Source organism: Donghicola eburneus (assembly GCF_900115865.1).
Classification (GTDB): Bacteria; Pseudomonadota; Alphaproteobacteria; order Rhodobacterales; family Rhodobacteraceae; genus Donghicola; species Donghicola eburneus.
This window is the reverse complement of record NZ_FOXY01000007.1, coordinates 199,170-214,821: the sequence shown is the minus strand read 5'-3', so window position 1 is coordinate 214,821 and position 15,652 is coordinate 199,170. Positions and strand designations below refer to the sequence as shown.

The following is a 15,652-nucleotide window of genomic DNA, read 5'->3' as shown; positions in this document are numbered from 1 at the left end:
CATGAGCCTCCTCCGTATTCGAAACCTGAGCGTCGAGTTCTCGACCTCGACTGGCATGTTCCGCGCTGTGGACAGTGTGGATCAGGACGTCGCAAACGGCGAAATTCTGGCCATCGTTGGCGAGAGTGGATCGGGCAAATCCGTGTCCATGTTGGCGCTGATGGGCCTGTTGCCGTGGACCGCCAAAGTGACCGCCGACGAGCTGTCCTTTGACGGGCATGACCTCTTGAACATGAGCGGCAGGGAACGCCGCCGGATTATCGGCAAAGACCTTGCCATGATCTTTCAAGAGCCGATGTCGTCGCTCAACCCCTGCTTCACCGTGGGCTGGCAGATCAAGGAAGCCCTGCGCAAGCATCTGGGCATGGACCGTGCCGCGCGCCATAAGCGGGCGATCGAACTGTTTGAACAGGTCGGCATTCCCGCGCCGGAAAAGCGACTGTCGTCCTTTCCCCACCAGCTGTCTGGGGGCATGAACCAGCGCGTGATGATTGCGATGGCGATTGCCTGCAAACCCAAGCTGCTGATCGCGGACGAACCCACCACGGCGCTGGACGTGACCATTCAGGCGCAGATCCTCGACCTGCTGACATCCCTGCGCGAAGACAGCGGGATGGGGCTGGTTCTGATCACCCACGACATGGGTGTGGTCGCTGAAACCGCGCATCGCGTCAGCGTTCAGTATGCCGGTCAAAAGATCGAAGAGCGTCCCGTCCGTGACCTGTTCCGCGCCCCGCACCACCCCTATTCGGACGCCCTGCTGCGCGCCCTGCCCGAGCGCGCCACCGAAAAGCGTCTGCCGACCATCCCCGGCGTGGTGCCCGGCCAGTTCGACCGGCCCGCAGGCTGCCTTTTTAGCCCGCGCTGCCAGTTCGCGAACGATCACTGCCGCACGGTCTCGCCCGCGCCTTTTGGCGCTGATCTGGGCTATGCCCGCTGTCACTACCCGCTGAACACTGACCGGAGGATCGCGTCATGACCGATGCGCCTGTAATGACCGCCACCCATTTGGCGCGCCACTATGCCGTCGGCGGAGGCCTCTTCAGCAAACCGCAAACACTACGTGCCGTGCAGGACGTGGACTTTGAACTCTATGCAGGCAAGACGCTGGCCGTGGTCGGCGAGTCGGGCTGCGGCAAGTCCACGCTGGCCCGAATGGTTACCATGATCGAGGAACCCACCAGCGGCACTCTGACCTTGGACGGGAACGCGGTGACACCTGACCAGTGGGCGTCCCTGCGGCAGTCGGTGCAGATTGTGTTCCAAGACCCCTACGGATCGCTGAATCCGCGGCAGCGGATCGGGCAAATCCTGATGGAGCCCTTGGTCATCAACCGCCCTGACCTGTCCAAGTCCGAGAAGGAAGATCGCGCCCGCCAAATGCTGAACATGGTCGGCCTGCGCCCTGAACATTTCGACCGCTACCCGCATATGTTCTCGGGTGGTCAGCGCCAGCGGATCGCCATCGCCCGCGCCCTTATGCTGGACCCCAAAGTGCTGGTGCTGGACGAACCTGTGTCTGCGCTGGACCTGTCGATCCAATCGTCTGTGCTAAACCTTCTGACCGATCTGCAGGAACGACTAGGACTGGCCTATCTATTCATCTCACACGATCTGAGCGTCGTGCGTCACGTGGCCGATGATGTCATCGTGATGTATCTGGGGCGCGCCGTGGAAAAGGGCAGCAAAGAGGACGTGTTCCAGAACCCATCGCACCCCTACACTCAGGCGCTGCTGTCCGCGACTCCGGTCGCCGACCCAGAGCACCACAAGGAACGGATCAAGCTGACGGGCGAATTGCCCTCGCCGCTCAACGTGCCCGCGGGTTGCGCCTTTGCCCCGCGCTGCTGGAAAGCCACCGACAAATGCCGCGCGGAACGGCCCGAGTTGATGGGCGAAGCCCATCAAGCGGCATGCTTCTACGCCTAGAGCGTAGGTCATAAGCGCTGCTCTGTTTTGGTGCCCCATATCGCATGGGGCACCCGACAGAGCGGTGCCAGTCTCGCCCGCCAGATCGCGCGACAGGCTGGCGGGTGTTGGGGCTGTTGCCCAAATTACACGCAGACGCCTTTTGGCAATCTGACGCGTTTCAGGCCCTCGCGACGCTCGGGCGCACTGGGTCTACGTTAAACGCTGTGCTCGTCGACGGCTTGGAATAGTGTCGGAGGTCACGCCAGTGTTTTGCCGGTCAAGCGGAACCTCAGGCCCTCTGGGTCATATCCCAGATGGGCCTCACCATCGAAGTAAGAGGGCACGATCTGCTCGATCAATCTTGACCCGAAGCCCCGCCGTGATGGCTTGTCGACCGGTGGGCCACCAGCCTCAACCCAGTCGAACGTAAAGCTGCCGCCGTCATACCGCCATGTCACCGCTACGCTCCCCTGCTCATTCGACAAAGCGCCATATTTAATCGCATTCGTCGAAAGCTCGTGGATGGCGAGCGTCATTCCCAGCGCCTGCTGAGAGTTCAGGATCATTCGCGGCCCATTCAGATGCAGTTGCTCTGCCTTTTCCTCATGCGGCACCATCGCTGCGGTGATCACATGCCGAATATCGGCTTTGGCCAGTGTTTCACCGGTCAGGACATCCTGAGCTCTCGCCAGCGCGGCAAGCCGTGCGCTAATTGCTGCACGCCCCTCTTCTAGACTGCTTGCCCCCCGCAAAGTCTGACTGGCAATCGCCTGCACCATAGAGAAGATGTTCTTCATCCGGTGGGTTAGCTCGTCATTCAAGACCTGCTGCAACTGCTCCGCGTTCTTACGGTCACTGATGTCAGAGGCCGCGCCCATCCAACTCTTGATCTCACCATCTTCGTCAAAGAGCGGCACCGCCCGAGACAGGGCCCAGCCGACCGAACCATCGACGCGGTTTACCTTGTGCTCGATGTTATACGTGTCTTTGCCAGCAATCGCGCGGCGGATTTCCTCGCGGACGCGCTCTTGGTGCTCTTTGGGGATATATTCCTCGAGCCAATTCGCGTTCACTGCTTCTGTGTCCGGTATGAAACCGCCGCCCGAAAGTGTGCCGAGCGCACTCCAGTCTGCATTGATCTCGTAGCGCACCTCGGACGAAGAGCGGATCAACGCGTCGAGGCGCGCAGTGTGCTCGGCGCGCTCTTTGCGCCTGTCGGCTGCTTCGCGTTCCACCGCAATCTGCATCGCCTTGGTGCATTCGGCATGGGCAGCGCTCGCGTCAAGCGCCTCGCGAAGCTCCGCCAGCTCTGACCGAAGAGCCAAGTTTTCGGCCCTCAGATCAGCCACGATGTCGCGCTCTTCGGATGGCTCGGTGGAGTTTCGGGGGGACGTCACATCACTGCTTTCTAACCGCGAACAATTCAACGCCTAGTTAAGCACATTGCACGGACATGTCGACAAGCTCGGCGAGAACGACCTGGGGTAAAGAAGGTCGGACAAACCAGTAGTTTGGGTGATTATCGGCGATTTGTCCCGCTTGGTCGCGCACCGCAGCGGTCGGGCACGGGCCCTCGAGGCATTAGTCAGAGCCAGCAGCCGCAACATACAATTCAGAACTTCCCAGTGTTCGGTCAAGATAGGCGACAATCATTCTGGCCAGTTCCTCGTGGATTTCACTCCGGCCGCGTCCCCCTGCATCTGCGCAAAGAGGGTCCAGTTCGCCCTCGTTCTTCAGAATGTCAGCGCCGCGCTCTGTGCATTCTGCTAGAAAGCTGAAGTGGGTGGCATCGGGCACGAACAGGTGTTCTGCATTCGGAATGACCCCAGACGCTGCCAATGCATGAACGCCCAAAGGTACGCTTTCTTTCGTCCCTAGATTGATCACGAAGAGCGGGATTTGAATATTCTCCAAGCTTTGCTCGGTGATCATGCTGATAATCCCTGGGTCCACAATCACGCCAGCTTTGATCCGCGCATCATGCAAGTCTTGCGCTGCAGGTGTCAGATCCATCTGATGCAGGTCGATGCCAAAGCGGCGCAGGAATGCGCAATCGGACATCCCGTGATCGCCCGCATCGCAGAACCCCTGCAAGCGGTCAGGATCGACGCGCGCGCCTGACACGGCCAAGGCCGTATACCCACCTGCCGAGAACCCAACCACAGCGATTTTATCGAAATCAATATAGGAAAACTCTTCTTGATGATCCGCCATGTGATCCAGCACTGCTGTGACGTCTTGCGGACGCTCCCAGACTCGAACGGCCGCTTCTGCACTGGCGTTCCCGCTTGTCGTACCGGGATGATTGGGCAGAACAACCACAAACCCGTTCTCTGCCAGCGCCGACGCGATCCAACCGAACTGTCCTGCGTTTCCACCTGCCCCATGCGAAATGACTACCAAGGGGAACCGTCCCTCGCGCCGCGGCGCTTTGCGACCTGCCGGAGTGCCAATAAACACGCCGTTCCCGCCGACGGTCACGACCTTTCCGCCCGGGCGGGCTGGATACCAGATGTCGAAGGAGACATGCGACTGACGGGCGTAGGCATAGGCCTTGCCTTGTGTGACCCCGACATTTCCCTTGTAGGTGGGACGCAAGGCTTCGTATCCGGCCCAGAAAATCGCAACTGCAGCACATGCCGCCGCAGAAACCTTGGCAACTTTATTGAGTTTGAACATCCACTTTCCTCTGCGGTGCTTGATTGGGTATCGCGGCGGCTGGCGCGCATTGCGCACGGCTTACTTCAGCGAGTTGAACCCGATCAGGTTGCCTTCGGTGTCCTGCGCCAAGGTTACGTAACCGTATTCGCCGATGGAAAACTTTGGCCGTATGATTTGCCCGCCCGCTGCTTCGATCCGCGCTTGCTGCGTCGCGCAATCTTCGACAGAAAAATAGATCTGTGTGCCACCCGGTCCCGGCTTGGCGTAGGGCGCTTTGACCAGAGCGCCTGCCGCGCCATAGACCCCCATGTCGGCGACAAAGCTCTTCATTTCGGTCTCGCCTGTGGGGTCTGTCATATCCTCCATCTCGGCCCCTAGTACCGTCTTATAGAACCCCTCGGCGCGGTGCATTTCGCTCACGTAGATGTCGAACCAACCGACCGCATTCATTTGTGTCATGTCATTTCCCTGTGCTTTTGACGCGTTCCCCTGCTGCGGAACCACTCAAACGCTAGGCGGCAGACAACATTTGAGAAATCCCCGCAATTGTGGGGGCTCGGGACGCGTCGCCCTAGATCAGACCGAGGCTAATGGCTTTGGACACAGCCTGGGCGAGCGTGACGCAGTCCAGCTTTACGCGGGCATCTTTCAGGTATCCACGCACAGTGTGGCCCGACAAACCAAGAATAATGGCAATGTCCGTGTGAGCTTTGCCCTCTGCCGTCCATCGCAAGCACTCCACCTCGCGAGGTGTCAGCTGAGGGAATGTTTCGCCATCCACATAAATCTCTGCCAGAGCCACGGTGTGCATTGCCTGCGCCAGTGCAATCAGATCATCGCGCATCGCGGGGAGATGCGCTTCCCACGTTGTTTCACCTCTGGCGTCATGCGCGTTGAACGACAACACCGTGCGGCGGCCAATCGCATCGACATGCCGCACGCTAAAGCCTGTCTGGCCTAAGCCGTGCTTCACAGCCTGCACCATCATCTCGGCTTGACCCTCATGCGGCGTTATCGTGGACCAGCAAAACGGACCTTGGATCTGCTCGGCCATGTGCAAGACAGGGTCAATACGCACGTAGTCATTTAGCAAGTAGTGGCTTACCCACGCGTCGGGGTAGTTGGTGCGGACGTAAGGCTTGTTCTGTGCATCCTCACCCGAGCGAAAGAGGTGGAGCGTCACAAAATCCACTTGATATGCACTGGCGATCCTACGAACCGCTTCCTGCACCGTGCAGCCGGTCAAGTTGATGTCTTCCGCTTTCACCTCAGAATGCTCCACGAACAAGGGCCCCGCCCCACACGTATAAGGCTAGTGCGCGATCTATGGAAATGCTCTTGTTTTCAGGAGGGCACAGCGCGCCCGCAGCGCGTCCTTCAGGGCGGAACGCAGCCTTCGGGGCCCGATCACCACGGTCATGTTCGCCGTCGCCGGTCCCATCACTTCCATCCGGAGCCTCGGTCCAAGAGTAGCGATTGGCGAGTTTTTTGAGCTGGTTCATCTACAGGAAATCAAAAGCAATAAGTAATTCTATCGCGGTATCCGTTGATGCCAGAAACCACGATACACCCACACCCAACCATCGAACCCTTCCTTATTTATATGGCTTTTTGGCACAAAACATAGTACCCAAATACAACCATAGCGTGTCGGGAGATTCGAATGGACATCCACCAAAGGGCAGACTCTTTGCGCGCTCTGATCGTGCGCCTTCACAAGCACGAGGGGGCACGCCTGTTGAATGCGCAATGGCGCGGACAAGTTACCGCGCAGCAGAAGTCTTTGGCGCGTGTCAAACGCGCACGCAAGATGCACCTCGCGATGATAGACGCCGCAGTGGCCGAAATCCCAGGTCCAAAGTCCCTAGATGCGGCCAGACAACAGTTCGCCACGCTGCAACTGGATATCGCAGAAGCCATACTCAAAGAACACAACAGCGTTGAGAACCGACTTGAGAAGATCCGAGAGTATTCAGACGGTCTGAATAAGCAGCGGCAGACCCTCGAGCGAATTGGACACTCCTCGGCCGCTGACGCGAGCGGAGCTATCCAGGAATGGCTTGATCGGGTGGAACAGGTCAAAAACTTCTTTATCGAACTCGCCACCAACAAACTGAAGTATCAGCAGATCGCGGTAGAGTTCCTGACGGGCAAGACCCAACTCTTCCTCGTCAAATACATCTCGAAGGCAACAGGCAAGGTCGCTTCGCTCGTAGCATCCAAGTTAGGAAAGGCGTTGCCAGACGCCCAAGAGATCGCAGCGCTCCGCGCCTATCTCTTCACCGAGAATTTTTCTGACGCAACGAAGGCACCAAAGTGGCTTCGGGCGCTCGATGATTTTATCTCTGCCAAATGGTTTAAGTATGGCGTGCCGCTCATCGAAGTGGTCACCACGTTCTTTAGCGAGATGGCGACCAAAGGCAGTTGGGCCAACGCAGTCGCCAAAAGCTCTTTGGTGGCTGGTTTTACGATTGCCACAGTTGCGGCTGAGGGCGCTATTAGTGCCGCTGTCACCTCGACCCTTGCCACTATGGGCGGCGCGCTGACTGGGTTATTCTCCGCCGCTGCAGCGACTGTCGAAGTGCCACCTGTTGCCGTGGCTCTGGTTGCTGCAGGCATCGTCACAGCGGTGGGCATGGGGCTTTACAAGATGTTCGACGTGATCGTCGCGTCCCTATTCGGAAACCTAACGGTCAGCCCCTCAATGCGCTTGCCGATGTCGACCATCACCTATGCTGGGATGAGCCATACGATGTCGTCTGAGATGGCCACGTCACTGCTGCCTGACTAGTCACTTCATTTTTTCACGTACCCGCCAAAGGAGCAGGCACTCTACTGATACGGCGCTTTCCAAGCAGCCAGATCGACAACCACATTCATTTGATTTTCTTGCGCCATAGGAGCTTTCAATGCCCGATTTCGTGTTCGGTACGCCGATTTTCTACGAGCAATTCAAGTCCAATCTAGAGCTCACTCATGACGACCCCGAAAGCCTTGACGAAGACGATGTGTGCAAGCTGATGGCGCAGCAAGCAATGCGCGCGAAAGACGAGACCGTCAACGAAGCGATCAAGCAACTCAATGGGATGAAGGAATTCTGGGGCACCGGTGTGTCGACGCGCGTGATGGTTTATAACGGACTCGGTGTGCCGCTGAAATTTCGCTCCAAGCATGACGATTATGGCTATTGGTCAGTGAACACGCTCGCCGACAGGATCGAGGTTGGGCAATGGTCCATCGGGTTCCATCACAAGACGCACGGGGCGGCATCGGGGTCCTGCGCGGTCGTCGGCTATGACTTGCTGGGATATGGTCATGATGACGTCTTGATGGTCGGCTTTTCGACGCCATGGGGCAGTAAATCGTCTTCTGCCCTTTGCAAGGTCATGACCGCCAAGAAGTGGGCTCCGACGCCGTGGAGCGATGTCATGAACTGGATTTACGATTCCGACCTTCGGGGGACAGAAAACTTTGGCCGCGCGTCTGTTCGATACCAAACCCAGAACGACTCTTCGCCCACTCTGGAGGTTGTCGTGACGCGCAGCGACATCGGGCTCTGACCGTCCTGTCGGACGTGATCGCTGTTCAGGGTCGCACGCATGCGCTTTGCTCGCGACAGTTTCGATTTCAATGCGCAAGAGATTTGGCCTTGGAATGAAATCGTTTTTTCGCAACCAGATCTATCTGCTTTGGGGGGTGCTGCCTGTCCTGCCCCTCGGGGCTGCCTTGCTGGCTCTCGAAACACTCCATGGTAACGCGGGCTTGCTTGCGCTAGAGACCACACCGCTCTTTGTGGGGGCGGACAGCGATCTGCGTTTGCTCAGCGGGCTACTGGTCTATTCGGCGGTTGGACTGTTTCACCTGACTGTGTGCCTTGTCATCGGCCTTTGGGCTATCGTGCGATTGCTTGCCCAACCGCGCCGGATTATCACGAGAACGGCGGTCGTTCTGGGGCTGTCGCTCGGCGCCTGTGTTCTAATGGGATATGGCGCGCGGCAAGAGGGCCTTGATGGTGCTCTGTTCCTGACCTACCGAAACATCTGTGCGGTCATTAACGCTGCCGACCTTGGATCAAACTTCTTGCCCACGAGTTGCACCAGCGCAGGTGTCAGCTTGCTCGCTTGGATTGCGCTTCTGCCGTTGATCGCGGGCATCTTGGCGACGGGCTTCGTCTCTGCGCTCGTGAGCGCGGGGATCGGCCCATCGGAAAGCGACGAAGAGGGGCTAAAGCGCACCGCATCGATTTTGAAAGATGCCTTTCAGGCTAATGTCGTTGTTTTGGTGACCAGTGCAGTCACCCTTTCGCTATTCTTTAAGTTGCCACTCAGCATTTTGCATGCGGATGCGACAGCTGCGTTCAGCGGATACGGATCAGCCCTGACCCTGTTCTACGGTATGATTTTCACGCTCACCCTCTTTGCGATCTTTGTGCCAGCGCGACTTCTGCTATTACGCGCAGCCCGCAGCAAGGGAGATGATACATTGAACGCATCCTTGTCGGACGTGCTTGGTGACAAGGATATGCGCCAGCGGTTTTTGAACTTTCTGCTCGCCCTGTCCCCCCTGCTGGTCGGAGCCGCAAGTCCGCTGCTTGAAGCGTTCGTGGGCATGCTGTAAGCAACGCAGCTCAGGCTCTGGACCCCACGCAGCGCCTCTAAGTCCGACTGATTAGCACGCCAAATCACAGATACAGAACATGCTGCACCGCAGGATGCGCGTGCAGCAATTGTGATAACTTGAAATTATCACAACAAGAAAAACATACGATTATATTTTATCACCACCAATGCATACTGTCCGCATCAAGGCGCTTCGAAAACGATTCTAAAGTTGCTGGAACTTTAGGCGGCCGAGGCCACTTTTTATTGAAAACCAACGTGAATGACTCGGAGGAAAAACAATGGACGGCAACGCACCGATGACTGGCAAATGCCCGGTGATGCATGGGGGCCAAACCTCGAACGGCAATTCCGTCACCAGCTGGTGGCCGAATGCTCTGAACCTCGACATCCTGCACCAGCATGACACCAAGGTTCAGCCCTTTGGCCCGACCTTCAACTATCGCGAAGAGCTGGAAAAGCTGGACGTCGAAGCGCTGAAGCAGGACCTCCGTGATTTGATGAAGGACAGCCAAGACTGGTGGCCCGCCGACTGGGGCAGCTATGTCGGCATGTTCGCGCGCGTCGCGTGGCACGCGGCTGGTTCGTACCGTCTGGCTGATGGCCGTGGTGGTGGTGGCACCGGCAACCAGCGCTTTGCGCCGCTGAACAGCTGGCCCGACAACGTGAACACCGACAAGGGCCGCCGTCTGCTGTGGCCGATCAAGAAGAAGTACGGCAACAAGATTTCCTGGGCCGACCTGATGATCCTGTCTGGCACCATTGCCTACGAAGTTGCGGGCCTGAAGACATTTGGCTTTGCCTTTGGCCGCGAAGACATCTGGCACCCCGAAAAGGACGTTTACTGGGGCGCTGAAAAAGAATGGCTGGCACCGTCGGACAACCGATACGACGACGTGACCAAACCCAGCACCATGGAAAACCCGCTCGCCGCTGTGCAGATGGGTCTGATCTATGTGAACCCCGAGGGCGTCAACGGTCAGCCCGACCCCATGGCAACCGCCGCACAGGTCCGCGAGACCTTTGCCCGCATGGCCATGGACGACGAGGAAACCGCAGCCCTGACTGCAGGCGGCCACACTATCGGCAAGTGCCACGGCAACGGCGACGCGGCGAACCTGAGCGCCGATCCCGAAGCGGCTGATGTCGAATACCAAGGCATCGGCTGGATGAACACCAAAGGCCGCAGCGTTGGCCGCGATCAGGTGGTGTCCGGTATCGAAGGCGCTTGGACCAAGAACCCCACCCAATGGGACATGGGCTGGTTCGACATGCTGTTCGGCCACGAGTGGGAACTGAAGAAGAGCCCCGCAGGCGCTTGGCAGTGGGAGCCTGTCGACATCAAGGAAGAGGACATGCCGGTCGACGTCGAGGACCCCTCGATCCGCCGCATGCCGATCATGACCGATGCTGACATGGCGATGAAGGTGGACCCCGCGTATAACGCGATCTGCCAGAAGTTCATGGCGGACCCCGAGTACTTCGCGGACACTTTTGCCCGAGCTTGGTTCAAATTGACCCACCGCGACATGGGCCCCAAGGCACGTTTCTTTGGCCCCGATGTGCCCCAAGAAGACCTGATCTGGATGGACCCCATCCCCGAAGGCACCACCGGCTACGATGTTGCTGGCCTGAAGGCCGCCATCGCCGCCAGCGGCCTGACCGTGGCGGACATGGTGAACACCGCGTGGGACAGCGCTCGCACCTATCGCGGGTCTGACATGCGCGGCGGTGCCAACGGTGCGCGTATCCGTCTGGCCCCGCAGAAGGACTGGGAAGGCAACGAGCCCGAGCGTCTGGCGCGTGTCCTGTCGGTGCTGGAGCCCTTGGCAGAGCAGTTCGGCGCAAGCGTTGCAGACACCATCGTGCTGGCCGGTAGCGTCGGCGTCGAGATGGCAGCGAAAGCCGCAGGTCACGACATCGAAGTGCCCTTTGCCCCCGGTCGCGGCGATGCAACCGCAGAGCAGACCGATGAGGACAGCTTCGAACCGCTGGAGCCCATCCACGATGGCTACCGCAACTGGCTGAAGAAGGACTACATCGTCTCGGCCGAAGAGATGATGCTGGACCGCACGCAGCTGCTGGGTCTGACTGCGCACGAGATGACTGTTCTGGTCGGCGGGATGCGTGCCATGGGCACCAACTACGGCGGCACCAAGCACGGTGTCTTCACCGACCGCGAAGGCGCACTGACCACGGACTTCTTTGTGAACCTGACCGATATGGCCAACACATGGCACCCGATCGGTGATGGCACCTACGAAATTCGTGACCGCCAAACTGGCGAGACCAAGTGGACCGCCAGCCGCGTGGATCTGGTGTTCGGCTCGAACTCTGTGCTGCGCGCCTATGCAGAGGTTTATGCTCAGGACGATGGCACCGAGCCCTTCCTGAAGGCCTTTGTGGACGCGTGGACCAAAGTGATGAACGCGGATCGCTTCGATCTGAAGGCGTAAAAACATGCCCCGCCCGTGAGCGTGGGCCTCAAAATCCCCAAGGGCGCGGCTTCGGCTGCGCCCTTTTTGTTTCAATCTCCCTGCACAGCGCGGACTGATTTCGCCCGAAATCCCGCAAAATCCCGCTTTTTCTGTAACACCCATCACGGAACGCCCATTGGCCATAACGGGGGTGTGAGCGCCGTAACGAACGGGCCTCTCTCTGCGAACTGATCAGTGAAGGGCAACGGAGAACGCCCTTTGATTTAGTGATGGAGAGCTAAAAATGACCGCATTGAAAAACAACATCGTTCTGGGTGCTTCGCTGGCCTGTACTCTGGGTGCCATGGCAGCCATTCCTGCACACGCGGCAGAAGACGGCATGGAGAAATGCTTTGGCGTGGCGCTGGCCGGCCAGAACGACTGCGCCGCAGGCCCCGGCACCACCTGCGCTGGCACCTCGAAAGTCGATTATCAGGGCAACGCATGGAAGCTGGTCCCTGCAGGTACCTGCGTCAGCATGGAGCTGCCTTCGGATGACATGGGCAAATCGCGCATGGGCTCGCTCGAGGCTCTGACCCGCGACATCCCTGCCTAAGACGCGCTTGGGGGCGCTTCCCAACAGCGCCCCCCTTTTTTCATTTGCCCCAAAGGTATTGCCATGACCGGACTTCCTGCATCTGTCGGCGTCGGCTTCAAGCCCGACCATTTCACCGCCATCCGCAACGACGCGCGGCGCGTGGACTTCTTTGAAATTCATGCAGAGAATTACATGGGCGCTGGCGGGTTGCCGCACGCACAGTTGACCGCTCTGCGCGACGACTATAGCCTGTCCGTGCACGGAGTTGGCCTGTCCATCGGCGGACAGCGCGGCTTGGATGCAGATCACCTGCAGCGCCTGAAAACCGTATGCGACCGCTACCAGCCCGACAGCTTTTCCGAGCATCTGGCATGGTCCAGCCACGGGGCCGAATACCTGAATGACCTGCTGCCCCTGCCCTACACACAGGAAACACTGCAGACCATCTGCGACCACATTGATCAGGTCCAAGAGGTTTTGGGGCGCAAGATGCTGCTGGAAAACCCCTCAACTTATGTGCTGTTCGAACAATCTACGATCAGCGAAACCGATTTTCTAAAGGCGATCGTTCAGCGCACAGGCTGCGGGCTGCTGCTGGATGTGAACAACGTCTTTGTGTCCTGCACCAACCATGGCCAAGACCCCTATGACTACATTGCCGCGTTCCCGATGACTTCGGTCGGGGAAATCCACCTTGGCGGTCACAGCACCGAAGAATTGCCCTCTGGTCCTCTTCTGATCGACGCCCACGGCTCGCCCGTGGCTGATCCCGTGTGGTCCCTATTTTCCCATGTCATAGGACAGACCGGCGCGCTGCCCACGCTGGTCGAATGGGACAACGATCTGCCCGACTGGCCCATACTGGCGGCCGAAGCCCGCGCTGCTGCAGACATTCTGGCACAAGGAGGGGCACGCCTTGACCTCGCATCATGAAACACTGGCGGCGTTCGACCGCGCCCTGACAGGCGGTCCGCTGCCCAAAGGTATCACCGCGCTCGATCCGTCAGAGGCCGAGCAGCGCTTTAACGTCTACCGCAATAACATGATGGTCAGCCTGACCGAAGCGCTGAACGCCCGCTACCCCGTGATCCGGCGGCTGGTCGGTGACGCTTTCTTTGGCGCGATGGCGCGGGTGTTCATCGAGCATCACAAGCCGACCTCGCCCGTCCTTCAGGAATGGGGCAAAGAGTTTGCCATCTTCCTCGACCGGTTCTCGCCGCTAAAGGAGTACCCCTACCTCGGTGATGTGGCGCGGATCGAATACGCGCGCGGTGTGGCCTTTCACGCAGCAGATGCCGAGCCGATCGCAGCCAGCACGCTGACCAGCGCCAACCCTGAAACCTTGCGCATGGGGCTGCATCCGTCGGTCCAAGTTCTGAAATTGCGCTATGCCGCAGTGTCGATCTGGACACGCAATCAGCCCGGCTTCGAAACGTACCCCATCGGCCACAGCGGTGAAATCGCATTGGTCCTGCGCGACCGCATTTTCGACGTGCCCGTCGCAGCAATTAGCCCTGCCGAAGCTGAGATGATCGAAGCCCTGCGCATGGGGCGCCCTCTGGCCTCTGCCGCCGCATCGGGATCGCTCAAGGATCCGATGTTCAATCCGCAACCTTTGCTGGTCAGTCTGATGCAGGCCGGCGTGCTGACCGAAGGGAGCCCCAAGACATGACACCAATCACCAAATTGAACGCGCTCGGGGACCGCATTCCTGCATCCTTCACCGCACTCGCCTTGCGCATTTTTCCCGCTGCGGTGTTCTTGCAATCAGGCCGCACCAAGGTCGAGGCGTTCTCGATCAAGGACAGCACGTACTTCCTGTTTGAACACGAATACGCCCTGCCCCTGATCCCCCACGAACTGGCAGCCGTGCTGGCGACACTGGCCGAACACATCCTACCCGCCTTGATGATCATTGGCCTATTCACCCGCCTGTCGGCTCTGGGCCTGTTGGTGATGACCGCGACGATCCAGATTTTCGTCTATCCGAATGCGTGGATCACACATGGGCTTTGGGCGTCAGCCCTGATTGCGTTGATCGCCATGGGACCGGGCCGGATTTCGGTGGACCACAAGTTGGGGCTGGATCACGCGTGACACAGACAGCTTTACTCGCTCTCTCTGCCAATTGCGCCGCACGGCCCGCACCGTATACTCGGGCCAAACGGGGCGGCGCGCGCGCGGAGGAAAAAGTGTCCCAACCGGACGAACTCGCAGAGCTGTTAAGACGCGCGAATGCAGGGGATGGTCCGGCCTTTGCCCAGTTTCTGCGCCGCATCACGCCCGCGATACGGACTGTCATCCGCGCCAAAGGCAGCAGCCTGCCTGAACACCAGCACGAAGACATCCTCCAAGAGGTTCTGCTGGCCATCCACCTCAAGCGCGGCTCGTGGAAAGAGGGGACGCCCGTCAAACCATGGGTCTATGCGATCACCCGCTACAAGGTCGTGGATGCCTTTCGACGCCGAGGCGCTATCATTCACGTGCCGATCGAGCCTTTTTCCGAAACGCTCGAGGATCTGTCGGCCGCTGTACCGCTGGCGGGCAAGGACGCTGAATACATGCTGAGCCATCTGGACGGGCGCGGCGCAGCCTTGGTGCGATCAATGACTCTCGAGGGCGAAAGCGCAGAAGACGCAGGCGAAAAGGTGGGGCTCTCGGCCTCGTCGGCGCGGGTTGCCTTGCACCGCGCCCTAAAACAATTGGCACGTATCGCCGAAAGGACAAAGAATTGACAACTCCTGAGGACACTGACGCGTTCATCGCCTCGCTCGCGGCGCGCCCGACGCCTGAACCACTGGACCTGCCCCGCGCGGCTGGTTGGATCGGCGGGGCCTTTGCCGTGGGCCTTGGCGCTGTGCTTGGCGCACTCGGGATCCGTCCAGATCTTGGGGCAGCCCTTCAAGACCCCGTCACGCTGGCTAAAAACGCGCTGCCTTTGTTGTTGGCGTGCTTGGCGCTGCCCATCGCGTTCCTCACAACACGCCCCGAACGAGACGGTCCTGTTTGGCCGCTCATCGTGCCTGTCGCCTTGGCCGCGGGCCTTTTCCTCTTACAGGCCGTGAACACAGCTCCCACCAACTTCCTTCCCGAGCTGATGGGCCAGACGGCAGGCGCCTGCCTGATCTCGATCACCGCGATCTCGGCTCTTCCGCTGGTCGTTGGTATTCGCACGCTGCGCCAAGGGGCCACAACTCGCCCAATCCGATCCGGCGCGCTCCTTGGCCTTGCGATCGGCGCACTGGCTGCGGCGGGCTACGCTCTGCACTGCGACGAAGACGCGCCGCTGTTCTACGTCACATGGTACGGCATCGGAATATTGATCAGCACCGGGATCGGTGCGTTGGCGGGCCACAAGTACTTGCGCTGGTAAGAATAACCCCAAGCGAAAACACAAAACGCCCTCGCAGATTGCGACAGGCGTTTTTTGTATTTGGGCGTGTAGC

General features: G+C 59.2%; 16 protein-coding genes. 12 read left to right on the top strand and 4 right to left on the bottom strand.

Going from position 1 to position 15,652, the window contains the following annotated elements; all coding sequences use genetic code 11:
* Position 1: 1 nt before the first annotated feature.
* Positions 2–979, top strand: a complete 978-nt coding sequence (locus tag BM225_RS14025) for an ABC transporter ATP-binding protein (protein ID WP_072705304.1) — start codon at positions 2–4, stop codon at positions 977–979.
* Positions 976–1,929: an ABC transporter ATP-binding protein gene (locus BM225_RS14020; RefSeq protein ID WP_072705301.1), complete on the top strand. Its 954-nt coding sequence runs from the start codon at positions 976–978 to the stop codon at positions 1,927–1,929. The genes BM225_RS14025 and BM225_RS14020 overlap by 4 nt, the downstream gene beginning before the upstream one ends.
* Positions 1,930–2,168: 239 nt before the next feature.
* On the opposite strand, the gene BM225_RS14015 is transcribed toward BM225_RS14020, so the two are convergent.
* The 4 genes from BM225_RS14015 to BM225_RS14000 form a co-directional block, all read right to left on the bottom strand.
* Positions 2,169–3,308, bottom strand: a complete 1,140-nt coding sequence (locus BM225_RS14015) for an HWE histidine kinase domain-containing protein (protein WP_072705297.1) — start codon at positions 3,306–3,308, stop codon at positions 2,169–2,171.
* 184 nt (positions 3,309–3,492) lie between these two features.
* On the bottom strand, positions 3,493–4,590 hold the full coding sequence (locus BM225_RS14010; protein WP_092464811.1) for an alpha/beta hydrolase family protein: 1,098 nt from the start codon (positions 4,588–4,590) through the stop codon (positions 3,493–3,495).
* 60 nt (positions 4,591–4,650) lie between these two features.
* Positions 4,651–5,031, bottom strand: a complete 381-nt coding sequence (locus BM225_RS14005) for a VOC family protein (RefSeq protein WP_092464810.1) — start codon at positions 5,029–5,031, stop codon at positions 4,651–4,653.
* Positions 5,032–5,143: 112 nt separating this feature from the next.
* Positions 5,144–5,839 (bottom strand): helix-turn-helix transcriptional regulator, encoded by a 696-nt coding sequence (locus tag BM225_RS14000; protein WP_177218632.1) that lies wholly within the window; start codon positions 5,837–5,839, stop codon positions 5,144–5,146.
* A gap of 396 nt (positions 5,840–6,235) precedes the next feature.
* On the opposite strand from BM225_RS14000, the gene BM225_RS13995 reads away from it, so the two are divergent.
* The 10 genes from BM225_RS13995 to BM225_RS13950 all read left to right on the top strand — a co-directional run bounded on the left by BM225_RS13995 (position 6,236) and on the right by BM225_RS13950 (position 15,579).
* Positions 6,236–7,363, top strand: coding sequence for a hypothetical protein (locus tag BM225_RS13995; protein WP_072705286.1), 1,128 nt, complete (start codon positions 6,236–6,238; stop codon positions 7,361–7,363).
* A gap of 118 nt (positions 7,364–7,481) precedes the next feature.
* Positions 7,482–8,132, top strand: coding sequence for a hypothetical protein (locus BM225_RS13990; protein WP_072705283.1), 651 nt, complete (start codon positions 7,482–7,484; stop codon positions 8,130–8,132).
* Positions 8,133–8,226: 94 nt separating this feature from the next.
* Positions 8,227–9,189, top strand: a complete 963-nt coding sequence (locus tag BM225_RS13985) for a hypothetical protein (RefSeq protein WP_072705280.1) — start codon at positions 8,227–8,229, stop codon at positions 9,187–9,189.
* Between the two features lie 283 nt (positions 9,190–9,472).
* Entirely contained in the window at positions 9,473–11,647 is a 2,175-nt protein-coding gene (gene katG / locus BM225_RS13980; RefSeq protein ID WP_072705277.1) for a catalase/peroxidase HPI, read from the top strand.
* Between the two features lie 265 nt (positions 11,648–11,912).
* Positions 11,913–12,224 (top strand): BufA1 family periplasmic bufferin-type metallophore, encoded by a 312-nt coding sequence (locus BM225_RS13975; protein ID WP_072705274.1) that lies wholly within the window; start codon positions 11,913–11,915, stop codon positions 12,222–12,224.
* 63 nt (positions 12,225–12,287) lie between these two features.
* A complete protein-coding gene (bufB, locus tag BM225_RS13970; protein WP_072705271.1) occupies positions 12,288–13,139 on the top strand; it encodes an MNIO family bufferin maturase in 852 nt (283 codons plus the stop codon).
* Positions 13,123–13,878, top strand: coding sequence for an HvfC/BufC N-terminal domain-containing protein (locus BM225_RS13965; RefSeq protein ID WP_072705267.1), 756 nt, complete (start codon positions 13,123–13,125; stop codon positions 13,876–13,878). Before bufB ends, BM225_RS13965 begins: the two co-directional genes overlap by 17 nt.
* Entirely contained in the window at positions 13,875–14,303 is a 429-nt protein-coding gene (locus tag BM225_RS13960; protein ID WP_072705264.1) for a DoxX family protein, read from the top strand. Before BM225_RS13965 ends, BM225_RS13960 begins: the two co-directional genes overlap by 4 nt.
* A 95-nt stretch (positions 14,304–14,398) precedes the next feature.
* Entirely contained in the window at positions 14,399–14,941 is a 543-nt protein-coding gene (locus tag BM225_RS13955) for a sigma factor (protein ID WP_072705261.1), read from the top strand.
* Positions 14,938–15,579 carry an NrsF family protein gene (locus BM225_RS13950; protein WP_072705257.1) on the top strand — a complete coding sequence of 214 codons (642 nt, stop codon included), beginning with the start codon at positions 14,938–14,940 and terminating at the stop codon, positions 15,577–15,579. The genes BM225_RS13955 and BM225_RS13950 overlap by 4 nt, the downstream gene beginning before the upstream one ends.
* Positions 15,580–15,652: the final 73 nt, after the last annotated feature.